This window comes from Neogemmobacter tilapiae, from assembly GCF_014652215.1.
GTDB lineage: Bacteria > Pseudomonadota > Alphaproteobacteria > Rhodobacterales > Rhodobacteraceae > Neogemmobacter > Neogemmobacter tilapiae.
Map to the genome: position 1 here is coordinate 245,284 of NZ_BMYJ01000002.1, position 22,864 is coordinate 268,147.

A 22,864-nucleotide genomic window follows, 5' to 3' on the forward strand; every position below is an offset into this window, starting at 1 on the left:
TGGCGGTTGACGGGGGGATACACCATCCCGGCAGGTCGCAAAAGGCAGGAAACGACGCTTTTGTTGCAGGGCCGCTTGCCTTTGTCTTTTCCCCCCGACACAGTGCCGGGAAAGCGGGGGGCTTGATGAAGATCGCATTTCTGGCAAGCACGGCCCCTGCGGCCCAAATGGCCTTGGCCGAGTTGTCGGCACGCTATGGCCAATTCGCGGTCGATCAGGCGCAGGTCATCGTGGCCTTGGGCGGGGATGGCTTCATGCTGCAATGCCTGCATGAACAGCAGGGGGCGGGGCTGCCGGTCTATGGCATGAACTGCGGCACCATCGGTTTTCTGATGAACGGCTTTCAGGTGGATGGCTTGCCGGAACGTCTGGCGGATTCGGTGGAAGAGGTGGTTTTGCCGCTGTCGATGCGCGCCGAAACGGCGGATGGGCAGGTGACGACGGCGCTGGCCATCAACGAGGTCAGCCTGTTCCGCGCCGGGCCGCAGGCGGCGAAGCTGAAGATCACTGTGGATGGCAAGGAACGGATGCCGGAACTGGTCTGCGACGGGGCCTTGGTCGCCACGCCCGCCGGATCGACGGCCTACAATTATTCCGCCCACGGCCCGATCTTGCCCATTGGTTCGGATGTTCTGGCCCTGACGGCGGTGGCGGCCTTTCGCCCCCGCCGTTGGCGGGGGGCGTTGCTGCCCAACAGTGCCGTGGTGCGCTTTGACGTGCTAGAACCGGAAAAACGCCCGGTGATGGCCGATGCTGACGGGCGGCGCAATGTGCGGGCCGTCACCTCGGTCGAGGTGCGTTCCGATCCATCGGTGCGCCACCGCCTGCGCTTTGATCCAGGGCATGGGCTGGAAGAACGGCTTTTGAACGAACAATTTGTCTGAAAGCACTGGCCTTTGGTGAAGGTTGGCCTAGTTCCCGATCAAAGGGGGCCTGTGATGTCATATCTTGTTCTTTATCTGCTGACGGCGGTGATCTTTCTGGCGCTGGATGTCGTCATGCTCCGCATGGTCATGGCCCCCCTCTTCGAACGCCATGTGCCTGACCTTTTGGCACCGGAAGCCAAGTTGATCCCCGCCGCTGTGTTCTACCTGTTCTATGTCGCGGGGCTGGTCTATCTGGTGTCCGCCCCCGCGCTGAAAACAGGGGGGCCAGTGCTGATTGCGGCGGCGATCATCGGGGCCATGGCCTATGGCACCTATGAATTCACCAATCTCGCAACGCTGAAAGGCTGGCATCCGGTGATGGTCGCCACCGATCTGACATGGGGCACTTGCCTGACCGCCTTTTCCTGCTGGGCCGGGCTGACGCTGACGCGCCTGTTCACGGCTTGAGCCACAGCCCCACCCATGCCAGAAGGGCGGCAGACAAAGGAGCGGCGCATGATCCTCTATGGCATTTCGACCTGTGACACCTGCAAAAAGGCTCTGAAAGCCCTGCAAGCGGCAGATCACAAGGTCGAGTTCCGCGACATCCGCCAATCGCCACTTTCCGAGGCTGAAATTGCCGAACTCGTGGGCGAATTTGGCGACCGGCTGATCAATAAGCAATCAACGACCTATCGCGGTTTCAATGAATTCCTGCGGGAATCAGAGGCCGAGGCGCAATTGGCCGCGCAGCCCACTGTGATGAAACGCCCCGTCATCCGCGATGGCGACAGCCTTTATCTGGGTTGGGACGAGGATGTTCAGGCGGCGCTTTTGAAATGACAAAGGCCCCTGTCATGCAGGGGCCTTATCAGGGGCAAAGCCCGGAGTTCAAAGCAGCCGCAGATCGGAGGCCGATTCGCGCCCGTCGCGGCCCGATTGCAGCTCGTAGCCAATTTTCTGATTGTCGCTCAGACCTTTAAGCCCGGCGCGCTCGACGGCCGAGATGTGAACGAAGATGTCCTTGCCGCCATTGTCCGGCGCAATGAAACCATAGCCCTTGGTCGTGTTGAACCATTTTACGGTGCCGGTCGGCATGCCGTCCTCCCATTCCAATCATCCCTTGGCGTTATTGCCACGGGCCGTGCAGCCATTCCTTGGATAGTCCGGCTGCCGTTGGCAGAGGCGGTCAAAAGGCGGTTGTCACGAGCGGAAGGATGCCAAAGGTCTTTAAAAAATCAAGCAGGAATTGATTGGCCTTTGGAAACGCCGCTTACACGGCGACCAAAGACCAGACGATCAACTGAAAGTGGCCCCGGACCCAGCAGGATCAGCACTGCAAAAAGCAGCATCCACAACGCGCGCTGATCTAGGATCGTGCCGTCAGACGGCCCATCGAACCAGGCGCCAATCGTTTCGGCACTGACGCCATGCCCGTGAACATCGACCCAGCTTTGCATCATAACAAAGCTCACCATTCCCAATGCCGCAAGCCGCGTCAGCAGCCCCAGTACGATCAGCGCGGGCAGCATGAACTCTGCCAAAGTCCCCGCAACCGCCACGGCCCAATGAAACAGGCCCAGCTGGCTGATATCATAGCCCAGGCTTTCCATCGTCTTGGGAAAAATCTGAGCATAGGCGGCGACCGACGGGCTTAAAAGGCCAAACGGACCGGGGCCGATTTTCGTCAATGCGGCGTTCCAGAAATAGAACAGCAGCACGGCTGCAAAGATGATGCGCGCAAGGGTCGGCAAAATGGCAAGGCCCGCTTGGTTCGCCCATGGGATGACTTTGCCTATCATGGCCTTACTCCTGCAATGGCATTGTTCTGGAGCAACAAGATCAGAATCGCTTGCAGGTCCAGGTCATCCGACGCGGCCTGTTCGATGCTTTGCCCGGCTTGCAGCGCTGCGATGAAATCGGCGGCCTGTGCCGCGATACCCTGCACCACCGGGTCAAATTCGGGCCTCAGGATCAACAGGTTCTGTGCCTGCAAGGGCAGAGGGCCAGGCGTCCCGCCAGTGTTCATCGCCCAGATGGTCTGGATCGGCCAATCTGACCGCACCAAGCGCAGCGACGGCGCAAGTGCCAAGCCCATCGCAGGTGTCAGCGCGGCAAGATCGGGCCGAACATGGTCCGCGGCGTGATAGCTTTCGCGCAGGGCCAGTTCCGCACGGGCGACATCCGGCAGATAGGGCAGATGGGCCAAAGGCGCGAAGCTGGCCAAGAAATCAGGCATGTCTTGCCCATAAAGCATGATCAGCCGTGACTTTGGCGGACAGACTCTCAAATAAGCCCCAGCCATCGCCGAGAAAAATGCTTCACCCACGATCCGGCGGATCAACGGAAAGCCCGCTTCCAGCGCGCGGGTCAGGCTGGCGGCAACATTGTTGCGATAGACGTCAAAGCGGCGACCGGCCGGACGACCCTGCGGATCGATCAGGTTGGCAGGCGGGACCATCGCTGGGTTCAAAAGTGCTTGCCGAAAAGCCGTTTGGTTCATGCCAAGACCCCCTGCAAGATACCCGCCGCCAGCCCCGCCTCGGCAACCAAGGTTGGCCAATCCGGCACATCATTGTCCCATTCGATCAAGGTCGGAAGTGGCCCGCCTATCCGAATGGCTTCCGCATACAGCCGCCAAACCGGATCGACCACTGCTGCCCCATGGCTGTCGATCAGCAAAGGCGCCCCGTGGTCATCGGTCTGGGCATCATGCCCGCCCAGATGGATTTCGCCGACCAGATGCAGCGGAAAGCGGCGGATATAGTCCCAAGGATCGCGCGCCTGATTGGTGCAGTTGACGAAAACATTGTTCACATCCAGCAGCAGGCCGCAGCCCGTGCGCTGGGCGATCTGGGTCAGAAAATCGACCTCGTCCATATCGGTTTCTTGGAACGCCAGATAGGTCGAGGGGTTTTCCAGCAGCATCTTGCGCCCCAGCACATCCTGCACCTGATCCACATGCGCGCAGACGCGGGCCAGCGTGGCGGCGGTATAGGGCAGGGGCAAAAGGTCATTCAGAAAATCGGCGTCATGGGTGGACCAGGCCAGATGCTCCGAAAAGCTGGCCGGTTGCAGCCAGTCGCACAGATGCCGCAGACGGGCCAAGTGATCCACGTCCAAGGCACTTTCGCCTCCGATGGAAAGGCCCACGCCATGCACCGAAATGGGAAAGCGCGCCGCCAGATGACGAAGTTGGGCCAAGGGCCGCCCGCCGTCCCCCATGTAGTTTTCGGCATGAATTTCCAGCCATTCAACGGGCTGGGGCGCTGTGAGTATGTCGGAAAAGTGCTGTGGCTTGTATCCCACGCCCGGCGCGGCCGGCAGGTTGTTGCGGTGCGTTTGGTCCAGCATCTGATCCCCCGTTTGAAAAGGGCTGGCCCCACCAGGCCAGCCCGAAACCGATCAAGCCTTCGGCAGGTCGCGGTCCAGGGCCTCCAGCGAGCCCATGCGGCCATCCGGCAGTTCCATCGTGGTGCAGGTGCCTTTCGCGACGGACTTCCACGCATTGCCCTGATAGTCGACCTTCGACGTCCCCGCGCATGTCGTCCCCTCGCCCGCAGCACAATCGTTCTGCCCTGCCAGGGCCACGCCAAAGCACTTTTCCATTTCCTGCGCGCTGGCCGTCCCGACCAAAGTTCCGCTGAACGCTGCGGCCAAAGCACCAGCAACAGCCAAGGTTTTCATCTGCGACATCTTCAATCCTCCTGAAAAATCGCTTCATTGCGATGACCAAGGGATAGTCGCGGTGTACGATCACTCGCCAATCACGCGGCCGTGGCCCACGCGTAGGTGAACAAAGGAAACGTTTTGCAGATGCATCTAACTCTAGGGCAGACAAAAAAGCCCGCGCCAATTGCTCGGCACGGGCTTTGAAAATTGATTTATCGCAGTGGGTTAGTGCTGGGGCAGTTGCGCCAGCCCAGCGAATTCCGCAATCGCGGCTTCCAGCGACATTGTTTCAGTCCGGTTCTCACCCAGACGCCGCACTGAAACAGTCCGCTCTTCGACTTCTTTCTGACCAATCGCCAAGATCACGGGAACTTTGCCCACGGAATGTTCCCGAACCTTGTAGTTGATCTTTTCATTGCGCACGTCCGCCTCGGCCCGCACCCCCGCCGCGCGCAGGGCATTCGTCACCTCATGCACGAAACCATCGGCATCCGACACGATGGAGGCGACAACCACCTGACGCGGGGCCAGCCAGAAGGGCAGCTTGCCCGCATAGTTTTCGATCAGGATGCCGATGAAGCGTTCAAACGACCCAAGGATCGCCCGGTGCAGCATATAGGGCCGATGCTTGGCCCCGTCTTCGCCGACATATTCCGCGCCCAGCCGTTCCGGCAGGTTCGGGTCCACCTGGAACGTCCCGCATTGCCATTCGCGGCCAATCGCATCGGTCAATTTGAAGTCCAGCTTCGGGCCATAGAACGCCCCATCGCCTTCGTTGATTTCATAGGGAAGCCCCAGCGCCTCAATCGCCGCTGTCAACGCGCCTTCAACCTTGTCCCATTGCGCATCCGTCCCGATCCGCACCTCGGGCCGGGTCGACAGTTTGATGTCGAATTTCTCAAAACCCAGATCTTTGTAGACCGAGGACAAAAGCGCGATGAAACTGGCGCATTCGGCCTGAATCTGGTCCTCGGTGCAGAAGATATGCGCATCATCCTGCGTAAAGCCCCGCACCCGCATCAGCCCATGCATGGAACCTGAGCTTTCATACCGGTGGCAAGCGCCGAATTCGGCCAGCCGCAGGGGCAGGTCGCGATAGGATTTCAGGCCCTGATTATAGACCTGCACATGGCAGGGGCAGTTCATCGGTTTCAGCGCGTTGATGCGCTTTTCCTTGGCGCCTTCCTCGTCCACCTCGACGATGAACATATTCTCGCGGTAGGCCTCCCAATGGCCCGACTTTTCCCAAAGAATGCGGTCCACCACCTGCGGCGTGCGGATTTCCTTATAGCCCGCCTTGCGCAACCGGCCCCGCATGTAATCTTCCAGCGTCCGCCAGACCATCCAGCCGTTCGGATGCCAGAACACCATCCCCGGCGCTTCTTCTTGCAGATGGAACAGCTCCATCTCGCGGCCAAGCTTGCGATGGTCGCGCTTTGCCGCTTCCTCCAGCATGGTCATATGCGCTTTCAGGTCATCCCGGTTGCGGAAGGCCACGCCGTAAATCCGCTGCAACATCGGCCGTGTCGCATCGCCCAGCCAATAGGCACCCGCAACATGCGTCAGCTTGAACGCATCGGCGGGCACCTGGCCCGTATGCTGCAAATGCGGACCTCGGCAGAAATCCTGCCAGTCGCCATGCCAATACATCCGCAGATCCTCGCCCTCGGGGATCCGGTTGATCAGCTCCACCTTGAACGGCTCGCCCGCCGCTTCGTAATGCGCAATCGCCCGCGCCCTGTCCCAGACCTCGGTCTTGACCGGATCGCGCGCCGCGATGATCTGTTTCATCCGCTGTTCGATCTGGCCAAGGTCTTCGGGGCTGAAGGGCTCTTTCCGGTCAAAGTCATAGAACCAGCCGTAATCCCGCACTGGCCCGATGGTCACTTTCACGTCCGGCCAAATTTCCTGCACCGCCCGCGCCATGATATGCGCCAGATCGTGCCGGATCAGCTCCAGCCCCTGCGCCTCATCCTGCATCGTGTGGATGGCGATGGTGGCGTCGGCTTGGATAGGCCATTGCAGATCGAAATGCGCGCCGTTGACGGTCGCACTGATCGCCTTTTTCGCAAGGCCGGGGCTGATGCTGGCCGCCACTTCGGCGGGCGTCACACCGGCCGCGAAATCGCGCTTGTTGCCGTCGGGGAATGTCAGGGAAATCTGGGCCATGGCCTGATCCTCGTCTGTTTGGCGCCTACGAAACGCCCGGTTGCGGGTTATGTGGGGCGCTTGGTGCCCTTGGGCCGCGCGATTGTCAACGGGGAAAGGCCTTTCCAGAGACGGATTTTCGGCTATGATTCCAACATGACAGAGCCAAGCTTTCACGAAACGCCCCAGGCCCGGCGGATCGCCTATCACCAGACGCCCGGCACCGGGCCGGGTATCGTCTTTCTGGGCGGTTTCCGGTCCGACATGACCGGATCGAAAGCCCTTTATCTTGAGGAACGCGCCCGCGCCGAAGGCCGCGCCTTTTTGCGCTTTGACTATTCCGGTCACGGCCAATCGTCAGGCCGGTTTCAGGATGGCTGCATTGGCGACTGGCTTGCCGATGCCCGCGCCGCCTTGGCGCTGACAACCGGCCCCCAAATTCTGATCGGCTCCTCAATGGGCGGCTGGATGGCTCTCCTTCTGGCCCGCGCTTTGCCGGAAAGGGTCGCGGGCCTAGTCGGCGTCGCCGCCGCCCCGGATTTTACAGAAGACCTGATGTGGGCCACCGCCACCGCCGCCCAACGCGCCGAGTTGGTGGAAAAGGGCCAGATCACTCAACCCTCCGACTATGATCCCGCGGGCTATCCCATCACCCTGAAACTGATCGAGGATGGCCGCGCCAACCTTGTCCTCCGCGATCCTTTGCACCTGCCCATGCCGGTGCGTCTGTTGCAGGGCACTGCCGATACCGATGTGCCCGTCGCCCATGCCCTTCGGCTGTTCGACCATGCCACAGGCCCCGATATCCGCCTGACGCTGATCAAGGGGGCGGACCACCGGCTTTCCACGACGGAATGTCTGACGCTCATCTGGGACACGGCCAAGGGGCTGGCCAGCCCATGACCGAACCCGTGCTGATGATCCCCGGCCTGATGTGTGACGCCCGCGCGTTCCTGCATCAGGTGAATGCGCTGGGGGCGGATCGGCTGGTGACGATGGCCTTGCCCCTGCAAGGCACCAAGGTCGAGGATATGGCCAAGACCTTTCTGGAACAGGCCCCGCCGCGCTTTTCGCTGGTCGGCTTGGGCTTGGGTGGTGACATCGCGCTCGACATGGCCCGCCGCGCACCCGACCGGATCAGCCGCATGGTGCTGATCTCCACCGATCCCTTGGCCGAACCGCAGGCCGTGATGATGGCCCGCGAGGGCCGCATGATCGCCGCCCGCGCCGGGCGGCTGATGGATGCCTTGGCCGATGAAATCCCCGATGCTGCCCTTGCTGACAGCCCCCTGCGTGCGCGGGTGCGCCGCAAGTTGGAAGAGATGTGGAAAGGCCTTGGCGTCGATGTCTTCCTGCGCCAGTCCAAAGCCATGCAGCGCCGCCCCGACCATCAGCGCACCCTGCGCCAGACGAACGTGCCCTGCCTGATCCTTGCGGGCGAACAGGACACGCTGGTTCCCGTCCGCCGTCAGGAATTCATGGCCGGCATGCTGCCCTTTGCCCGGATGCAGATCATCCCAGGCGCGGGCCACTTGCCCACGATGGAAGCGCCGGATGCGGTGAACGCGGCGCTTCTGGATTTTCTGGCAGGGCCGATGGTCTTGAAACTGCCCCCTCTGGTGTTGGAATAGCGCCCGCTAGCCAAAAAGCCCGACCAGAAAATCGCTGGCTTGCAAAGCGGGCCGGTTCATAAGCCTGGCCAGCAGAACGGCCTGCCCATCCCCAGTTCCATCGGCGTCGAACAGCAATCGCCCAGTTGCCGCATCATAGAGAAAGCGGTCTTCGGCATCTTCGGCCACCTTGCCCAGATGAAAGGCATCGTCGTCCAACGCCCCTTCGGGCAAGTCGAAAAAGGCAGCATTGACCACGATCTTGTCCTCACCTACGGCGAAATCCATGATCTTGTCAGCGTCGCCTTCCCGTGCGTTCCGAAACCGGAAATGATCCGCACCCGCATCCCCTGTCAATTCGTCACGGCCGCGCCCGCCTGTCAGTACATCGTCGCCGCGCCCGCCAAAAAGACTGTCGTTGCCACTATCCCCTGACAATTCGTCATTCTGCCCTTTGCCCCAAAGAACGTCATCCCCTCTGCCACCGAAAAATATGTCCCAGCCAGAGGTCAAGGTGATCTGGTCATCCCCCCGCAGGATGTATCGCGCGCAGCCCTCGCTGTCATCCACCTGAAAGAAATAGCTTATCCGCTTCATGGACAGGGACAGATCACTGATCTTCATTGCAAAGCTGTTGTCAACCACTGTGTAGAGGCTGTTCACAAGGCCCGATACGAACACGGTCCCATCGGATGCCTGCCTGCGGGCAAAATCGCTGCCATAAAAGGTCGTGACCGCACTGCTGAAGCTCTCCATCTTGACCCTGTCATCCCAGACCCTGATCCAGTCCGGCGAATGGAGCCAATGGAAATATTGTAGAGTGACGCCTTGCGTCAGTTCGCCGACCGGCGGGCGACCAAACTTGAATTCTGCCATGATAAACTCGCTGCGATAAATGAATGTCGCAACTATGGCGTGTTTTCTCTCAAGCGCAAACTATTTCACACTTCGCGTCGCCCTCTGTAGGGGATGGAGGCAAAGGATTGCCTTCGCGGCCAGTCGCCGGACCAACGTCTTGAAACCGCCCCCACCGGTCTTGGACCAGGGGGGCGCGTTGTCTCAAACCAATATGTCGATCACGATGTCGCTGGCCACAAGGTTCGGTTTGTTTGTCAGTGTTGCCAGCAGGATCGCCGGGTCATTGCCGCTGCCATCCACATCAAAGAACAGCCGCCCTGTCGCTTTGTCATAGATGAAACGGTCGTCCAGGTCCTGTGCCGCCGTCCCCTTTCGGAAGGCATTGGCAGGCAAAACACCCTCGGGCATCGCAAAGGCGCCTGGGTCGATGATGATCTGATCATTGCCGCTGGTGAAATCACTGATCACATCGGCCTTGTTCCCCGCTGCGGCAGAAATGAACATAAATTTGTCCGCCCCCGCCCCCCCGGTCAAAGTATCTTTCCCCGCGGCACCCAGCAGAATGTCCGCCCCCGCGTTACCCGACAGTCGGTCATTTCCCGCATCGCCGTGCAAAAAGTCATTGCCTTTGCCGCCCAGCAAATGATCGTTGCCCTGTTGGCCAAACAGCCGATCATTGCCCGCCCCGCCCAAAATGCTGTCATGGCCTGTGCCGCCTGCCAGCGAATCGGCCGCGCCATTGCCCAGCAAAGTGTCGTCGCCTCCACCACCTGTCATATTGTCGCTTTGCGAAGTCAGGATCATCCGGTCATTGCCCGACAACAGCCATCCGATCAGCCCGGATTCATCATCATCCCGGATAAAGTCCGCAAACGGCCCCAGCGCCAAATTCAAGCCGGTCACATTCATCGCCGTCACGCCCTCAATCATCAGCGTCAGGCTGGTCACCTTGCCCGATGGAAAGCTGATGTCGCCTTCCGTCAACTGCAAGGCAAAATTCTGTCCAGACAAGACCGCCGAAACCCCCGCACTCATCGTGGTATTCAGGCTATCCTTGCCAAAACGCAGCGTTTCAGGGTCGGTCAGAATTTCCATAAACGCCAGCGAGACGCCTTGACCCACGGGTGCCCCGGCCGGAATTGCAAATTTGAACAGCGCCATAACATGCTCCTTCAAGATTGTTTATCAGGCCCGACCACGGCGTGATCGGGCACGCTGAAATCCCTGTGCTAGGCCACCAAAAACAGCCCGATGACAAAATCTGATGCTTCCAGCGCCGGCTTGTTGTCAAAGATCGCCAGCAGCTTTGCCGCTTCCGCCCCATTGCCGTCGGCATCAAACATCAGCCGTCCGGTGGCCTTGTCATAAATCAGCCGGTCATTGGCATCTTTCGCCACCGTGCCCTTGCGGAAAGCACCGGTCGGCAAAGGTCCGGCGGAAAAACCGGTCTCGTCCGGGTCAATCGCGATCCGATCAGCCCCCACGCCAAAGTCATAGACCCGCTCGGCGTCCGCAGCTGTTTGATCGACAACGAATTGGAACGTATCTGCCCCCGCCCCGCCGGTCAGCCCGTCTTTGCCAAGGTCGCCATACAGCGTATCGGCCCCAGCCCCACCAAACAGCTGATCCGCCCCTTCCTCACCCACCAGCAGGTCATTGCCTTTGCCGCCAAAAAGCCGGTCTGCGCCCGTCCCAGAGAACAGATAGTCGTTGCCGTTTTCTCCCAGCACGCGATCATTCCCAGCCTCACCCGTCAGTACATCGCCGCCATTGCCCCCCAGCATCGTGTCATGACCGGCCCCGCCCATCATCATGTCAGCGCGTCCCGTCAGGATCATCCTGTCGTCGCCTGCGATGATCAGCTGCATCAGCGCCATCGGGTCACCCTGCATCGCTTGGCCGAACGCCTTCAGCGACAACTTCAGTCCCGTCACCTGCATCAGGCTCTGATCATCCGCGAAAAGCCGGATTTCATGGATCTGCCCGGTGGGGAAAGTCACATTCGGCGCATTGCCCAAGGCAATCGAGAAATTGGTCCCGATCAACTGGCTGGTGATCGATATCGGGGCCGAGTTAAACCCGCTCAGCCTGATCCGATCCTCTGTCAGGCGGATTGTGTCGAATTCACCAAAGACCGCCAGAAATTCGGGGCTTGCGCCGGTTGGGGGAACATTTGGCACCGGGCCAAATTTGAAAACGGCCATCCTCAATCTCCATTCATGAAACTCAAGAATGACTTATCGAGGATGCCCGTTTCTGCAAAGCCTATTTCGATGCGGCCAGCCGGATTCCACCCTTGGCTTTCGCCTTGGGTCCGCCTGAATGAATGTCGATGAAAGACAGCACCAAAGGCCGGATGTTAATCCTCCAGCTGCGCCCGGCAAAGATGCCGTAATGCCCGGCACCCGGTTCCAGATGGTGCGATTTCTTGCTTTCTTCCAACCCCGTCAGCAAGGGCAGGGCGGCGACACATTGGCCCGGCGCTGAAATATCGTCGTTCGCCCCTTCGACCGTCATAACAGCCACATTGGTGATCGCGCCAATATCGACACGACGACCCGCCACTACGAATTCATTCTTCGCAATCTCGCGGTTCTTAAAGATCCGCTCCACCGTCGAAAGATAGAATTCGGCGGTCATATCCATCACCGCCAGATATTCGTCGTAGAAACGGTTGTGGGCATCGTGATCCCCCGCCTCGCCCCGCGCGACGCGGAAAATCTGTTCGGTAAAGGCCTTGGTGTGCCGTTCCATGTTCATCGAAATGAACCCGTTCAACTGCAAAAGGCCCGGATAAACCGCCCGCCCCGCACCTTTATATTTGAAACCAACCCGCTGGATCATCGACTGTTCCAACTGGCCCATCGTCACCGTCCGCCCGAAATCGGTGACCTCCGTTGCCGCCGCATCCGGATCAACCGGCCCGCCGATCAGCACCAGCGAACGCGGCTGCGCGGCCGGTTCTTCCGCCGCGAGATAAGCCGTCGCCGCCAAGGCCAGCGGTGCTGGCTGACAAACCGCGATCACATGCGTCTCTGGCCCCAAGGCCCGCAGAAAATCGACGATATACAGCGTGTAATCCTCGACATCGAACTTGCCCGCCGACACCGGAATGTCGCGCGCATTGTGCCAGTCGGTCACATAGACATCGCAATCGGGCAAAAGGCTCGCCACCGTCGACCGCAGCAGGGTGGCATAATGCCCTGACATCGGCGCGATCAGCAGAACCTTGCGCGCCATCGGCTCACGTCGACGCACCGAAAAATGCATCAAACTGCCAAAGGGCCGTTCCACCACCGGCACCACATCGACGATGTGATCCGTGCCGTCCGGCCCCACGATCGACCGGATGCCCCAGTCGGGTTTGTCATTCATCCGCGAAAAGCTGCGCTCGGCCACTTCGCCCCAAGCGGCGATCAGCGGCAGGGCTGGGTTCATCGACATGGCAAAGGCAGGGTAACTGGCCATCGCCCTTGCGGTGGCGCCCATCCACTCATTCGTGTTGCGGACGCTTTCCATCAGGTCGTAAGCGAACATATACTTCATCACGTCTCCTGCCCCGGATCGGGTGCTGTCGCAGCGGCACCCCCGAAGGAGCAGAGTAATGCTGCATAGCGGCGAGAATAGGGTGGAAGCGTTAATATGACAACACAAGACAGTGACAATGATGCTACCGCCCGTCTGGACCGCCTGAACGAAAATATCGCCCGGATGGAGGATCTGGCCCGCCGCCTGACGCAGGCCATGTCGCACAAGCGGCAGGCCGATCCAGCGCTGCATGCGCCCAGCCAAGAGGTCTATATGAAAGCCGCCGCCGCCTATCTGGCGGAAATGATGCAAAACCCGGCCAAGGTCTTGGAACATCAGATCAATTACTGGGGCAAAAGCCTGAAGCACTATGTCGAGGCGCAGCAGGCCCTGTCCAAAGGCGAATTGAAAGCACCCGAGGATCCGGGTCCAAAAGACAAGCGCTTTGCCAATCCGATGTGGGACAACCACCCCTTCTTTAACTATCTGAAACAGCAATACCTATTGAACGCCGAGGCGATGACGGGGGCGGTGTCAGGGCTGGAAACGCTGGAACCCGGCGACCGCAAGCGCGTGGAATATTTCACCAAACAGATCGTCGACATGTTTTCCCCCACCAATTTTCTGGGCACCAACCCCGACGCCTTGGAAAAGGCGGTGGCCACCGATGGTGAAAGTCTGGTGCAGGGCTTGGAAAATCTGGTCCGGGATATCGAGGCGAATCAGGGGGATGTCCTTGTCACGCTGGCCGATCCCCACGCCTTTCAGCCGGGGCGCAATCTGGCGACCAGTGCCGGTTCCGTCGTCTATCGCAACAAGATGATGGAGCTGATCCAATACGCGCCCACGACCGAAAAGGTCTATGCGGTGCCTTTGCTGATCTTTCCGCCTTGGATCAACAAATTCTACATCCTCGACATGAAACCCCAGAACAGCCTGATCAAATGGCTGGTCGATCAGGGCTTTACCGTTTTTGTCGTCTCTTGGGTGAACCCGGACGCCTCCTATGCGCAAGTCAGCATGGATGACTATATCCGAGACGGCTACATGCGCGCGATGGCCGAGGTGCGGCGCATCACCGACCAGCCGCAGGTCAATGCGGTGGGCTATTGCATCGCAGGCACGACCCTCGCCCTGACCTTGGCCTACCTGCAAAAGGCGGGCGACAAGTCGGTCAAATCGGCGACTTTCTTCACCACCCTCACCGATTTTTCCGAACCGGGTGAGGTGGGGGTTTTTCTGGACAACGACTTTGTCGATGGCATCGAACGCCAATGCGCGCAGGATGGCATCCTCGACAAATTCTTCATGGCGCGGACCTTTTCCTTCCTCCGCTCCAACGACCTGATCTACACCCCTGCCATCAAAAGCTACATGCTGGGCGAGGCTCCGCCCGCCTTTGATCTGCTTTACTGGAACGGCGACGGCACCAATCTGCCCGGCAAGATGGCCGTCGAATATCTGCGCGGCCTCTGCCAACAGGACCGTTTCGCCACCAGCGGCTTTCCCGTGCTGGGCACCGAAGTCACCTTAAAGGACGTCAAGGTTCCGCTTTGTGCCATCGCCTGCGAAACAGACCATATCGCGCCCTGGGTCGGCTCTTTCAACGGCATCCGCCAGATGGGGTCCAAGGACAAGACCTTTGTCCTTTCGGAAAGCGGCCATATCGCGGGCATCGTCAATCCGCCCACGAAAGACAAATACGGCCACTACCTGAATGACGCCCCAATGGAATCGGCCAGGGCCTTCAAAGAGGGTGCGGATTTCCACAAAGGCTCGTGGTGGCCTCATTGGGGTGAATGGCTTGCCGCGCGTTCAGGCAAGAAAATTGCTGCGCGACAGCCCGGTGATTCGGGGGCAGAAATCCTGGCCCCAGCCCCCGGCACCTATGTCACAGCCCAGCCAAGCGATTGATCTGGCGCACAGATTTTGGGCGCCCGGGAAACAACCCAAGGTTTTGCTGCATTGCAGAAAAAGAACTTGATTTTCTGCAATGCAGCATCTATATCTGTCTCATCGAAACACGGGGCCACGCTGGCCCATGGGCATAACGGTGGGAGCATCCGATGACCAAGACGACCGACTTCACCAAGACCTTCCAAGACGCTGTTGCGGCTTTCCCGGTGGACATGACCGCGTTCCAGAACGCCTTCAAAACCCAAGCCGCAATGGGCGAGAAACTGTCGAAAGTGGCGCTGGAAGCCGCTGAAAAATCGACCGAGATCAGCTCGAAATGGGCGAAAGACACCCTTTCCAAGCTGGGCGCTGCCTCGAAAGCCAAGTCGGAAGTCGCCGACTATACCAAAGCGGCCACCGATTTCGCTTCGGCTGCTGCTGAAATGGCTGCCGAAAACATGGCCGCTTTCGCCGAAGTGGCGAAAAAAGTTCAGATGGAAACCGTCGAACTGATGCTGGCTGCTGGCAAGGACTTTTCCGAAGACGCCACCGCTGCGGTGAAAAAAGCCACCGCCGAAGTGACGACCGCTGCGAAAAAAGCTGCTGCGGCTGCGAAGTAATCCTTCCGGCGTCCCGCCTTCCTCCCCCTCCTCCCTGTCGGCTGGACGCCAAGGGCGGGCTTCCCAAAGCCCGCCCTTTCTTTTTGCAACTGCGCTGTTAAGGTTCTCTGCACTGCAACAGGGAAGGGCCTTCGCCATGGCAGATGCAAACAAGCCGCTCTTGATCAAGCGCTACGCCTCGCGCCGGTTGTACAACACCGAGACCAGCGACTACGTCACGCTCGAGGATATTGCCGGTTTCATCCGCGCCGGGCGCGAGGTGCAGATTGTCGATCTGAAAAGCGGTGATGACCTGACCCGCCAGTATCTGCTGCAAATCGTGGCCGAACATGAAAGCAAAGGCGAAAGCGTCCTGCCGATCAATGTGCTGACCGATCTCGTCCGCAGCTATACCTCGGGCATGAACAGCGTCGTCCCCCAGTTTCTGGCCGCCAGCTTTGAAATGCTGCGTGATGGTCAGTCAAAGGTCATGGAAAACCTGTCGTCCTTTCCAAATCCGATGGCTGGGATGCCGGGCTTTGATCTGATGCGCCAGCAACAAGAGGCCTTTATGAAGGCGATGATGGGCGGCGTGCCCGGCTGGGGTTCCTCCGGCCCTGCAAGGGAAGAGGACGAAGCCCCCAAGGGCGACGAACTGGCCGAGATCAAGGCGCAACTGGCGGCGCTGCAATCGAAACTGTCGAAACTGTAGGGCAGGGGCATGGCCGAACCGCAGGGGCGGATCACCCTGTGGGGGATCGAGGTTTTTTTGGCGGCGGCCGAGGAAGGCTCGGTTTCCGCTGCTGCCCGTCGGCTGGGTGTTTCCGCCTCAGCCGTCAGCCAGCAACTGGCAGGGCTTGAGGCTGCGTTGGGTGCGGTGCTGATCGACCGCGCCGCGCGCCCCTTGCAGATGACGGCGGCAGGCCAAAGGTTCCGCATCCATGCCCAAGTGATGCTGAACGCCGCCAGCGAGGCGCGCGTGGACATGGCCTTGGCCGATCCGGGGGCGGGCCTTACCCTGCGTCTGGGCATGATCGAGGATTTTGAGGGCAGCGTCACACCCGCGCTCTTGTCAGCCTTGGCAGGCGATCTCCGCACCAGCCGCTTTCTTCTGGAAACCGGCCCCAGCCACCGCCTGCATGATCAGCTTGAGGCGCGGGCCTTGGATCTGGTCGTGGCGGCCGATCTGGAGGGTGAGGGCGAAGGTTTCGATGTTTTTCCGCTGCTCGCCGAACCCTTTTTGCGCGTCGCCCCCTTGCATGGCCCCGCCGACCTGCCGCTGATCCGCTATTCCGCCCGTCAGGTGATGGGCCGCCAGATCGCCCAACACCTGACCCGCCAAGGCCTGCAATTCCCCAGCCGGGTCGAGGCTGACAGCTATGCCGCCATTCTGGCGATGGTTGCGGCAGGGGCGGGCTGGGCGATCCTGCCCCCCTTGGCCCTGCACCATGCGGGCGCCTTGTCCCCAGCACTGGTTGTCGAACCCTTGCCCTTTGCCCCCCTGTCGCGCCGCATCAGCCTGACCGCCCGCCAAGGCGTCTTGCGCGATATGCCGGAACGGGTGGCATTCACGCTGCGTGACCTTTTGCAGGTGCAGGTCGTGGGGCCGATGGCGGCGCAATTCCCCTGGCTGGCGGGGGAACTGCGGGTTCTCTGATCAGATCGCCGTAAAGGCGTTGTCCACGAACAGATGCGTGCCGTTCACAAAAGACGCCTCGTCGCTGGCCAAAAACAGCGCCGCACGGGCCACTTCCTCGGGCTTACCGATCCGCCCCTGCGCCGCCGCAATCGCCGCCTCGGACACATCCACCCCCAAAGCCTGCAAATCCCTGACCTCACGCAACCCATGCGGCGTTTCAATGAAACCGGGGCAAACCGCATTGCAGCGGATGTTCTGATCCCGAAACTCCACCGCAATCGCCCGCGCAAACATATGGCAAGCGCCTTTCGTCGTGTCGTAAAGCACCTCCATCGGCGTTCCCGCCACCGCGCTGATCGATGAAGTGCAGACAATCGACCCACCCCCCGCCGCGATCATCTGCGGCAAAACCGCCTTGGTCGTCAGGAACATGCCCTTGACGTTGATCGCATGCAGCCGGTCCCATTCCTGTTCTGTCGTTTCAAGGAAGGGTTTGATGACAATCGTGCCCGCGTGGTTGAACAGCACGGTGATGGCCCCAAAGGCTTCCGTCACCTTGGCCACCGCCGCCGTCACCTGACCCGCATCCGACACATCGGCCTGCACTGCGATGGCCTGACCGCCCGCCGCCCGGATCGCCGCTGCCGTTTCCTCGGCCGCGGCAAGGTTGTGGTCCAGAATCCCGACCTTGGCCCCTTCCGCCGCGAACAACCGGCTGGAGGCCCCGCCCATCCCCGTCGCCCCGCCCGTGATCAATGCCACCTTGCCCGCCAAACGTCCCATGATCCGCTCCAAAGAAAAAAGGCAGCCCTAATGGGCCGCCTTTCCTTGGTAGGGCGGGGTTCACCCCGCCGTCAATCAAAGTTCCAGATCAGTTCCGCGCGCGGTCGACCATTTTTCAATGTCAACTGAATGCCGCGCCCTGTGCGGCTCGGCCTTCATCTGATAGTTGTGCGAGCAAGCGCGATTCCTTGTATTCTGTGATCCCATGCCACTTAAATTTCTAACTTTCTTAGCCTTGTGGATGCTGCCCGCCGCCCTGATGGCCAAGGATGATCAAGCCTTTTGCGATGGCAAATATGCGCTGGCGCAGGAAATGCTGGATGCGGCTTATGGCCCCTTCGGCACGCTCTACCCCGGTGGCGAGCGTTACGGGCCTGGGCATCTTGGCGGTCTGATTGACCTATATCGGCTGTTAGAGGGGCTGCCGGATTTGAATTTTCGTCAGCCGTTTTACTACGACTCGCGAGAAGCGGAAAAAGAAGGCGAATTTCCGGCCTATTACTTCACATGGTTTGATGAGCTTCCACCTGAGGGAAGGAAAGAGGCTTTAGAGTTTGCCGTCCAAGTGGCGACCCGCCGCTCTGATGTGCCACTCTCACGGCAGACACGATCAATTGTCAGGACTTACCTGAACAGAATGACCCTTGCTGGTCCACCTGGTTGGTGGCTTGATCCTGCAATTGTCAAACAACGGAGAATAGATGAATTTTACGGTGATGCTTTTCCAAACATTGCAGATGTCGCGGGTAAAGAACCGTTTTTGGATTGGGTGCAATATACGCTGAGCATTTCCCAACAACCCAGCGCAATCGTCTGGCGCTACCGCGTTCCATATTTCGGTGAGCGTGGGACTCTGCCAAAGAACTTGCTAGAGGACATTGAGCGCAAGGCCGAACTATATCAATCGCCCGCTTGGGATGTTTTGCGCAACATCGCCGGATCTTCCAGTTCAAATTACTCTTCGTCTGCGACAGCCAAATTGCCGGAAAAAATCCGCGACTGCGCGGCAAGCGATGCAGAATATGCCAAAACCATGATCCAGACCTATGAAGAGATGCGCAGGTCATGGCTGCCCTACGACACGTGGGCAAAACGCCGCCCCGATCTTTTGGGGCCGTTTCCTGTGCTTGCTGCGTTGCCGGATGCAATGAAGAAACATGCGATCATGAATATGACCCTATTGACCATAGTGTCTGCGCGCGATCCGGGGCAGGCCAAGGTTGTGTCGCAGGTTTTGATGGAACTGGCATCCTATACGGATGATCCAGAACTGCTTTCTTGGGTCAATGTCGCGCGAGGCTATGTTGCCACCTCATATCCAGAGCTGCTGGATTTGTATCGACAGACACCGATTGATGCGCGCAGTTTTCGGATGTTGAATCTTTTCTCGGTCGCGGAACTGCAGGAGCTGGCTGGTGCGGTCAGCGCACGTCCCGAAGAAAAGATTTTGATACTGCGGGCCGTTGCTGCAAGGCAGTTTGCTTTGGATGATTCTGATGGGGCAGAGCGTACCTTATATGAGCTGGCGCGGCTCGATCAGGATAGCGCACCAAAGCGGCGCTATCACGCCCCGCAAGAGGTGCGTGTCGCATTGCGATTGCTCGATATGGGAAAGCCCAGCGTCTGGCTGCGGTCCGCAGGCACCCCTTTTGCCCGAGATTTTGGACTTCAGCTTCGGATGGACAGCCGCGAAAGCATAGACCTCGGCTTGGAGTTTCAGACGGGCGCATTTTTAAACCGTGACTATGAATATTACATGCTGCAGAAACCCAGTTACGGCGGTGGTGTGCCCGCAATGTGGCGCGCCCTGCGTCGGCACGATTTTCCGTCCGTACCGGATCTGGAGACCTTTTTTCCGACGGGTCCGCAAGACAGATATTCACAGCGATTCCCTGTCTTAACGCTGCTGGCCTGGGATGAAGTGCATCAGTTGGGTGTTTGCCACGGGCTTAGTCAACGCTTGGCGGAAGTTATCATTCATTGGGCTGACGAGAGCAGTGATGGTTGGTTCGACAATTGGACTGATCAGGATGAAATGATGGCCGAAGCCTTGCGCAAGATTGTTGTGATGGGTCGGTATGCCTCGGGTGCGTTGGTGGATGGCAAACCCGCCGGGCAACAAGCCTTCGCATTGCTGCAAAGCCGCTTCCCCGATACCCAAGCCGCCAAAGCCACGCCTTATTGGTATTTCCAAGATCAAGGTTGCCGCAAATGAAAAGGGGCGACCCAAAGGCCGCCCCCCAACCGTAGGATGGGCTATTGGCCCATCATGATCAGTTCCGCGCGCGGTCGACCATTTTGCCCTTGGAAATCCAAGGCATCATGTCGCGCAGCTTTTTGCCCACCAACTCGATCTGGTGTTCGTCGTTCGACCGACGCGAGGCTTTCAGCGTCGGCTGACCGACCGAGTTTTCCAGCATGAAGTCGCGCACGAATTTGCCCGACTGGATGTCCGACAGAACCGCCTTCATCCGTGCTTTCGTTTCGTCATAGGGCAGGATCCGCGGGCCGGAAACATACTGGCCATATTCCGCAGTGTTGCTGATCGAGTAATCCATGTTGGCAATCCCGCCTTCATAGATCAGGTCCACGATCAGTTTCACTTCATGCAGGCATTCGAAATAGGCCATTTCAGGCTCATAGCCTGCTTCGACCAGCGTTTCAAAGCCCATGCGGATCAGTTCCACCAGACCGCCGCACAGCACGGCCTGTTCGCCGAACAGGTCGGTTTCGCATTCCTGACGGAAGTTCGTTTCGATGATCCCCGAACGCCCGCCGCCAATGGCGCTGCAATAGGACAGGCCGATTTCCATGGCCTTGCCCGTTGCATCATTGTGCACCGCCACAAGGCAGGGCACGCCACCGCCTTTGGTGTATTCGCCGCGCACCGTATGGCCCGGGCCTTTCGGCGCCATCATGATGACGTCCACGCCTGGCTTCGGCTCGATCAGGCCGAAATGCACGTTCAGACCATGCGCAAAGGCAATCGCCGAACCTTCCCGCAGGTTGTCATGCACGTATTTCTTATAAGTGTCGGCCTGCAATTCGTCGGGCATGGTGAACATGATCACGTCGCACCAGGCCGCCGCTTCGGCAATGCCCATCACCTTCAGCCCTTCGCCTTCGGCTTTCTTGGCCGAGGGCGAACCTTCGCGCAGCGCGACGACAAGGTTCTTCGCGCCCGAATCGCGCAGGTTCAGCGCATGGGCGTGGCCTTGGCTGCCATAGCCCAGAATGGCGACCTTTTTGTCCTTGATCAGGTTCACATCGCAATCGCGATCGTAATAAACGCGCATGTCACGCTCCTTTGGTTTGCTGAGCGCAGCATAGGGGGTTTTGGGCGTCTTTTCGTGCGGTGTTTGAAGATTTTTTCAGATATGTTAAACGATCATGCGCCAAAATGGTACAAGTGAAAAATTCATGCCTATTGACGACACCGACCGTCGCATCCTGCGCCAGCTTCTCGCCGATCCCGGCCTGTCGATGCCCGACCTTGCCGAAAGGGCAGGGGTCGCCACCGCCACCGCTTGGCGGCGCATCGAACGGCTGGAAAGCGAAGGCCTGATCAAGGCCCGCCCGGCGCGGATCGACTGGCGCGCCTTGGGCTATGCGGTGGAGGTTTCGCTGCGCTTCACCCTCGACAAGACCAACCCCCGCGCCTTTGACGAATTCATCGGCGCGGCAAGGGACGTGCCCGAGGTGATCAACATCGAAACCTTTCTGGGCCGGGTCGATGTGCGCCTGAATGTGATTGCGCGGGACTTGGGCCATTATCAGGAAATCTACCGCGACCGGATTTTGCCCCTTCCGCATATCGCCGACATCGAATCCCTGATGCTGATTGCGACCCTGAAAGACGAAGGGGGTCTGCCGCTGTGATCGACCTTGATGACACCGACCGCGCCCTGCTGCGCGCCTTGGCGATGGACGGCACCCAATCCGCCGGGGCTTTGGGGCGGCGCTTTGGCCTAAGCCAGCCTGCGACATGGCGGCGGATCAAACGGCTGGAAGAGGCGGGGATCCTCCGCGGCCTGCGGGTGGAGGTGGACCGCGCCGCGCTGGGTTTTGGGGTGACCGTCTTTCTGGGGGTGAAACTCGCCGCCAAGGGCCGCGTGGGGCTGGAGGATTTTGAACGCGCCGTGTCCGCCATTCCCGAGGTTCAGGTGGTCCAGCATGTGCTGGGCCTGTTCGATTACCGCCTGCGGGTCGTGGCCCGCGACATCGCCGACTTTGAACGCGTTCTGCGGCGGCGGATCATGACGCTACCGGGGATGGGGCAGGTAGAGGCGAATGTTCTGCTGACCGAAGAACGTCGCCTCGGCCCCTTGGGTTAATTTTCCCGCAAGTGGAACGCATTCTGCTATCTTGCGTTGACGACAGGCAACCGCGCGGGACCAACCCGCGCCAACGAGGGAGAGAAGAATGGGTATCGAAAGTCTGATCATCTTTCTGCTGATCGGGGCCATTGCCGGTTGGCTGGCCGGGCAAATCGTGTCGGGTTATGGCTTTGGCCTGATCGGCAATATCGTGGTGGGGATCGTGGGCGCGTTCATCGCCGGTCTTTTGCTGCCCCGCGCAGGCCTGACCTTGGGAGGTGGCATCATCGACTCCATCCTCTTCGCCACCTTGGGTGCGGTGATCCTGCTGTTCCTGTTGCGGCTGATCCGCCGCGCGTAGGCCGGGCCTCGGCCCGACACCGACATCAATAAACGGTGCGGCGGGGTGAACCCCGCCCTACTTTGCGGGCGGATACTATCGCGCTTTAGGGTGCAGAATATCGACGACAGACAGCTGTAAATTGTCCATGCGATAGACGACCCGATAGCGATATTTTCGCGTCACCGCATAGCGCAGGCTCGTTCCTGGAATTTTCCGCCCCAACTCGGGAAAATCCAAAAGCAAAATGCAAAGCGATTCAATTTCCGACAGCAGTGCCTCAGCGACCTCCGGATTGCGTGCGCGGAAATAGCTTGAAAAACTGTCCATGCTGGCCAAAGCCCGGCTTGAATAGCCGATATCAGGCACGACGACCAAAGACTGCGGCGACCTGATCCTCTGACGCCGGCTCAAAAGGTTCGGCGTCCAAGGTCCGCAGGTAAGCCAGTTCCGCAGGCGTAAAATCCGCCTCAGCACCGGTGGTCGCCAAAAAGGTTTCCACCAACTCAGCCAAACGATCCTGTTCCGCCTGCGCAAGGCGGCTTTCGGCTTCGTTCAACAGGGATTGAAGGCGAATGTTCATACGAAATTCTTAGCAGATTGGCGTGC

General features: G+C 59.5%; 27 protein-coding genes. 13 read left to right on the forward strand and 14 right to left on the reverse strand.

Annotation, left to right across the window (positions count from 1 at the left end):
* The first annotated feature begins 125 nt into the window (after window positions 1-125).
* The 3 genes from IE095_RS04255 to IE095_RS04265 are packed head-to-tail and all read left to right on the forward strand — an operon-like array spanning window position 126 to window position 1,709.
* A complete protein-coding gene (locus IE095_RS04255; RefSeq protein ID WP_189410378.1) occupies window positions 126-884 on the forward strand; it encodes an NAD kinase in 759 nt (252 codons plus the stop codon).
* 54 nt (window positions 885-938) lie between these two features.
* Window positions 939-1,334 carry a DUF2177 family protein gene (locus IE095_RS04260; protein ID WP_189410379.1) on the forward strand — a complete coding sequence of 132 codons (396 nt, stop codon included), beginning with the start codon at window positions 939-941 and terminating at the stop codon, window positions 1,332-1,334.
* 48 nt (window positions 1,335-1,382) lie between these two features.
* Complete coding sequence (locus tag IE095_RS04265) at window positions 1,383-1,709, forward strand: arsenate reductase family protein (protein ID WP_189410380.1); 327 nt, start codon at window positions 1,383-1,385, stop codon at window positions 1,707-1,709.
* Window positions 1,710-1,757: 48 nt separating this feature from the next.
* On the opposite strand, the gene IE095_RS04270 is transcribed toward IE095_RS04265, so the two are convergent.
* The 6 genes from IE095_RS04270 to thrS form a co-directional block, all read right to left on the reverse strand.
* Window positions 1,758-1,964, reverse strand: a complete 207-nt coding sequence (locus IE095_RS04270) for a cold-shock protein (RefSeq protein WP_189410381.1) — start codon at window positions 1,962-1,964, stop codon at window positions 1,758-1,760.
* Between the two features lie 140 nt (window positions 1,965-2,104).
* Window positions 2,105-2,668, reverse strand: coding sequence for a DoxX family protein (locus IE095_RS04275; protein WP_189410382.1), 564 nt, complete (start codon window positions 2,666-2,668; stop codon window positions 2,105-2,107).
* Window positions 2,665-3,369, reverse strand: coding sequence for an HvfC/BufC N-terminal domain-containing protein (locus IE095_RS04280; RefSeq protein WP_189410383.1), 705 nt, complete (start codon window positions 3,367-3,369; stop codon window positions 2,665-2,667). Before IE095_RS04280 ends, IE095_RS04275 begins: the two co-directional genes overlap by 4 nt.
* Window positions 3,366-4,220, reverse strand: coding sequence for an MNIO family bufferin maturase (bufB, locus tag IE095_RS04285; RefSeq protein ID WP_189410384.1), 855 nt, complete (start codon window positions 4,218-4,220; stop codon window positions 3,366-3,368). Before bufB ends, IE095_RS04280 begins: the two co-directional genes overlap by 4 nt.
* A gap of 51 nt (window positions 4,221-4,271) precedes the next feature.
* Window positions 4,272-4,562 carry a BufA1 family periplasmic bufferin-type metallophore gene (locus tag IE095_RS04290; protein ID WP_189410385.1) on the reverse strand — a complete coding sequence of 97 codons (291 nt, stop codon included), beginning with the start codon at window positions 4,560-4,562 and terminating at the stop codon, window positions 4,272-4,274.
* A gap of 201 nt (window positions 4,563-4,763) precedes the next feature.
* A complete protein-coding gene (thrS, locus tag IE095_RS04295) occupies window positions 4,764-6,707 on the reverse strand; it encodes a threonine--tRNA ligase (protein ID WP_189410386.1) in 1,944 nt (647 codons plus the stop codon).
* Between the two features lie 135 nt (window positions 6,708-6,842).
* Here thrS and IE095_RS04300 point away from each other — a divergent pair, with 135 nt between their 5' ends.
* Entirely contained in the window at window positions 6,843-7,589 is a 747-nt protein-coding gene (locus tag IE095_RS04300) for an alpha/beta hydrolase (protein ID WP_189410387.1), read from the forward strand.
* Window positions 7,586-8,317, forward strand: a complete 732-nt coding sequence (locus tag IE095_RS04305) for an alpha/beta fold hydrolase (protein ID WP_189410388.1) — start codon at window positions 7,586-7,588, stop codon at window positions 8,315-8,317. Before IE095_RS04300 ends, IE095_RS04305 begins: the two co-directional genes overlap by 4 nt.
* Before the next feature lie 6 nt (window positions 8,318-8,323).
* Here IE095_RS04305 and IE095_RS18555 read toward each other — a convergent pair whose 3' ends face one another.
* The 4 genes from IE095_RS18555 to phaZ form a co-directional block, all read right to left on the reverse strand.
* The gene (locus tag IE095_RS18555) at window positions 8,324-9,172 is read right to left on the reverse strand and encodes a M10 family metallopeptidase C-terminal domain-containing protein (RefSeq protein WP_189410389.1); all 849 of its coding nucleotides are present in this window, start codon (window positions 9,170-9,172) and stop codon (window positions 8,324-8,326) included.
* A 183-nt stretch (window positions 9,173-9,355) separates the two neighbouring features.
* Window positions 9,356-10,315, reverse strand: a complete 960-nt coding sequence (locus IE095_RS04315; RefSeq protein WP_189410390.1) for a calcium-binding protein — start codon at window positions 10,313-10,315, stop codon at window positions 9,356-9,358.
* Between the two features lie 68 nt (window positions 10,316-10,383).
* Complete coding sequence (locus IE095_RS04320; RefSeq protein WP_189410391.1) at window positions 10,384-11,358, reverse strand: calcium-binding protein; 975 nt, start codon at window positions 11,356-11,358, stop codon at window positions 10,384-10,386.
* A gap of 61 nt (window positions 11,359-11,419) precedes the next feature.
* Window positions 11,420-12,700: a polyhydroxyalkanoate depolymerase gene (phaZ, locus tag IE095_RS04325; RefSeq protein WP_189410392.1), complete on the reverse strand. Its 1,281-nt coding sequence runs from the start codon at window positions 12,698-12,700 to the stop codon at window positions 11,420-11,422.
* Between the two features lie 96 nt (window positions 12,701-12,796).
* Here phaZ and IE095_RS04330 point away from each other — a divergent pair, with 96 nt between their 5' ends.
* From IE095_RS04330 to IE095_RS04345, 4 genes are all read left to right on the forward strand, one after another.
* A complete protein-coding gene (locus IE095_RS04330; protein ID WP_189410393.1) occupies window positions 12,797-14,596 on the forward strand; it encodes a PHA/PHB synthase family protein in 1,800 nt (599 codons plus the stop codon).
* A gap of 152 nt (window positions 14,597-14,748) precedes the next feature.
* Window positions 14,749-15,198: a Phasin gene (locus IE095_RS04335; protein ID WP_189410394.1), complete on the forward strand. Its 450-nt coding sequence runs from the start codon at window positions 14,749-14,751 to the stop codon at window positions 15,196-15,198.
* A gap of 136 nt (window positions 15,199-15,334) precedes the next feature.
* Entirely contained in the window at window positions 15,335-15,889 is a 555-nt protein-coding gene (gene phaR / locus IE095_RS04340) for a polyhydroxyalkanoate synthesis repressor PhaR (protein ID WP_189410395.1), read from the forward strand.
* A 9-nt stretch (window positions 15,890-15,898) separates the two neighbouring features.
* Window positions 15,899-16,834 carry a LysR family transcriptional regulator gene (locus tag IE095_RS04345; protein ID WP_189410396.1) on the forward strand — a complete coding sequence of 312 codons (936 nt, stop codon included), beginning with the start codon at window positions 15,899-15,901 and terminating at the stop codon, window positions 16,832-16,834.
* Here IE095_RS04345 and IE095_RS04350 read toward each other — a convergent pair whose 3' ends face one another.
* The gene (locus tag IE095_RS04350) at window positions 16,835-17,599 is read right to left on the reverse strand and encodes an SDR family NAD(P)-dependent oxidoreductase (RefSeq protein WP_229804492.1); all 765 of its coding nucleotides are present in this window, start codon (window positions 17,597-17,599) and stop codon (window positions 16,835-16,837) included.
* A 241-nt stretch (window positions 17,600-17,840) separates the two neighbouring features.
* Here IE095_RS04350 and IE095_RS04355 point away from each other — a divergent pair, with 241 nt between their 5' ends.
* Window positions 17,841-19,814 (forward strand): hypothetical protein, encoded by a 1,974-nt coding sequence (locus tag IE095_RS04355; RefSeq protein WP_189410397.1) that lies wholly within the window; start codon window positions 17,841-17,843, stop codon window positions 19,812-19,814.
* Between the two features lie 58 nt (window positions 19,815-19,872).
* Here the strand turns inward: IE095_RS04355 and ilvC are convergent, their stop codons facing one another.
* Window positions 19,873-20,895, reverse strand: coding sequence for a ketol-acid reductoisomerase (gene ilvC, locus IE095_RS04360; RefSeq protein ID WP_189410398.1), 1,023 nt, complete (start codon window positions 20,893-20,895; stop codon window positions 19,873-19,875).
* 124 nt (window positions 20,896-21,019) lie between these two features.
* On the opposite strand from ilvC, the gene IE095_RS04365 reads away from it, so the two are divergent.
* The 3 genes from IE095_RS04365 to IE095_RS04375 all read left to right on the forward strand — a co-directional run bounded on the left by IE095_RS04365 (window position 21,020) and on the right by IE095_RS04375 (window position 22,276).
* Window positions 21,020-21,478, forward strand: a complete 459-nt coding sequence (locus IE095_RS04365) for an Lrp/AsnC family transcriptional regulator (RefSeq protein WP_189410399.1) — start codon at window positions 21,020-21,022, stop codon at window positions 21,476-21,478.
* Window positions 21,475-21,933, forward strand: a complete 459-nt coding sequence (locus IE095_RS04370; RefSeq protein ID WP_189410400.1) for an Lrp/AsnC family transcriptional regulator — start codon at window positions 21,475-21,477, stop codon at window positions 21,931-21,933. Before IE095_RS04365 ends, IE095_RS04370 begins: the two co-directional genes overlap by 4 nt.
* A gap of 88 nt (window positions 21,934-22,021) precedes the next feature.
* On the forward strand, window positions 22,022-22,276 hold the full coding sequence (locus IE095_RS04375; RefSeq protein WP_189410401.1) for a GlsB/YeaQ/YmgE family stress response membrane protein: 255 nt from the start codon (window positions 22,022-22,024) through the stop codon (window positions 22,274-22,276).
* Window positions 22,277-22,351: 75 nt separating this feature from the next.
* On the opposite strand, the gene IE095_RS04380 is transcribed toward IE095_RS04375, so the two are convergent.
* Together IE095_RS04380 and IE095_RS04385 are read right to left on the reverse strand one after the other, a co-directional pair.
* The gene (locus IE095_RS04380; RefSeq protein WP_268247708.1) at window positions 22,352-22,624 is read right to left on the reverse strand and encodes a type II toxin-antitoxin system RelE/ParE family toxin; all 273 of its coding nucleotides are present in this window, start codon (window positions 22,622-22,624) and stop codon (window positions 22,352-22,354) included.
* Window positions 22,617-22,838: a hypothetical protein gene (locus IE095_RS04385; protein WP_189410403.1), complete on the reverse strand. Its 222-nt coding sequence runs from the start codon at window positions 22,836-22,838 to the stop codon at window positions 22,617-22,619. The genes IE095_RS04380 and IE095_RS04385 overlap by 8 nt, the downstream gene beginning before the upstream one ends.
* Window positions 22,839-22,864 lie beyond the last annotated feature (26 nt).

What these genes read in the sequence shown, in the direction of transcription:
- IE095_RS04255 (WP_189410378.1), top strand. Translation starts at nt 126, where the DNA reads ATGAAGATCGCATTTCTGGCAAGCACGGCCCCTGCGGCCCAAATGGCC.
- IE095_RS04260 (WP_189410379.1), top strand. Translation starts at nt 939, where the DNA reads ATGTCATATCTTGTTCTTTATCTGCTGACGGCGGTGATCTTTCTGGCG.
- IE095_RS04265 (WP_189410380.1), top strand. Translation starts at nt 1,383, where the DNA reads ATGATCCTCTATGGCATTTCGACCTGTGACACCTGCAAAAAGGCTCTG.
- IE095_RS04270 (WP_189410381.1), bottom strand. Translation starts at nt 1,964, where the DNA reads ATGCCGACCGGCACCGTAAAATGGTTCAACACGACCAAGGGCTATGGT.
- IE095_RS04275 (WP_189410382.1), bottom strand. Translation starts at nt 2,668, where the DNA reads ATGATAGGCAAAGTCATCCCATGGGCGAACCAAGCGGGCCTTGCCATT.
- IE095_RS04280 (WP_189410383.1), bottom strand. Translation starts at nt 3,369, where the DNA reads ATGAACCAAACGGCTTTTCGGCAAGCACTTTTGAACCCAGCGATGGTC.
- bufB (WP_189410384.1), bottom strand. Translation starts at nt 4,220, where the DNA reads ATGCTGGACCAAACGCACCGCAACAACCTGCCGGCCGCGCCGGGCGTG.
- IE095_RS04290 (WP_189410385.1), bottom strand. Translation starts at nt 4,562, where the DNA reads ATGTCGCAGATGAAAACCTTGGCTGTTGCTGGTGCTTTGGCCGCAGCG.
- thrS (WP_189410386.1), bottom strand. Translation starts at nt 6,707, where the DNA reads ATGGCCCAGATTTCCCTGACATTCCCCGACGGCAACAAGCGCGATTTC.
- IE095_RS04300 (WP_189410387.1), top strand. Translation starts at nt 6,843, where the DNA reads ATGACAGAGCCAAGCTTTCACGAAACGCCCCAGGCCCGGCGGATCGCC.
- IE095_RS04305 (WP_189410388.1), top strand. Translation starts at nt 7,586, where the DNA reads ATGACCGAACCCGTGCTGATGATCCCCGGCCTGATGTGTGACGCCCGC.
- IE095_RS18555 (WP_189410389.1), bottom strand. Translation starts at nt 9,172, where the DNA reads ATGGCAGAATTCAAGTTTGGTCGCCCGCCGGTCGGCGAACTGACGCAA.
- IE095_RS04315 (WP_189410390.1), bottom strand. Translation starts at nt 10,315, where the DNA reads ATGGCGCTGTTCAAATTTGCAATTCCGGCCGGGGCACCCGTGGGTCAA.
- IE095_RS04320 (WP_189410391.1), bottom strand. Translation starts at nt 11,358, where the DNA reads ATGGCCGTTTTCAAATTTGGCCCGGTGCCAAATGTTCCCCCAACCGGC.
- phaZ (WP_189410392.1), bottom strand. Translation starts at nt 12,700, where the DNA reads ATGAAGTATATGTTCGCTTACGACCTGATGGAAAGCGTCCGCAACACG.
- IE095_RS04330 (WP_189410393.1), top strand. Translation starts at nt 12,797, where the DNA reads ATGACAACACAAGACAGTGACAATGATGCTACCGCCCGTCTGGACCGC.
- IE095_RS04335 (WP_189410394.1), top strand. Translation starts at nt 14,749, where the DNA reads ATGACCAAGACGACCGACTTCACCAAGACCTTCCAAGACGCTGTTGCG.
- phaR (WP_189410395.1), top strand. Translation starts at nt 15,335, where the DNA reads ATGGCAGATGCAAACAAGCCGCTCTTGATCAAGCGCTACGCCTCGCGC.
- IE095_RS04345 (WP_189410396.1), top strand. Translation starts at nt 15,899, where the DNA reads ATGGCCGAACCGCAGGGGCGGATCACCCTGTGGGGGATCGAGGTTTTT.
- IE095_RS04350 (WP_229804492.1), bottom strand. Translation starts at nt 17,599, where the DNA reads ATGGGACGTTTGGCGGGCAAGGTGGCATTGATCACGGGCGGGGCGACG.
- IE095_RS04355 (WP_189410397.1), top strand. Translation starts at nt 17,841, where the DNA reads ATGCTGCCCGCCGCCCTGATGGCCAAGGATGATCAAGCCTTTTGCGAT.
- ilvC (WP_189410398.1), bottom strand. Translation starts at nt 20,895, where the DNA reads ATGCGCGTTTATTACGATCGCGATTGCGATGTGAACCTGATCAAGGAC.
- IE095_RS04365 (WP_189410399.1), top strand. Translation starts at nt 21,020, where the DNA reads ATGCCTATTGACGACACCGACCGTCGCATCCTGCGCCAGCTTCTCGCC.
- IE095_RS04375 (WP_189410401.1), top strand. Translation starts at nt 22,022, where the DNA reads ATGGGTATCGAAAGTCTGATCATCTTTCTGCTGATCGGGGCCATTGCC.
- IE095_RS04385 (WP_189410403.1), bottom strand. Translation starts at nt 22,838, where the DNA reads ATGAACATTCGCCTTCAATCCCTGTTGAACGAAGCCGAAAGCCGCCTT.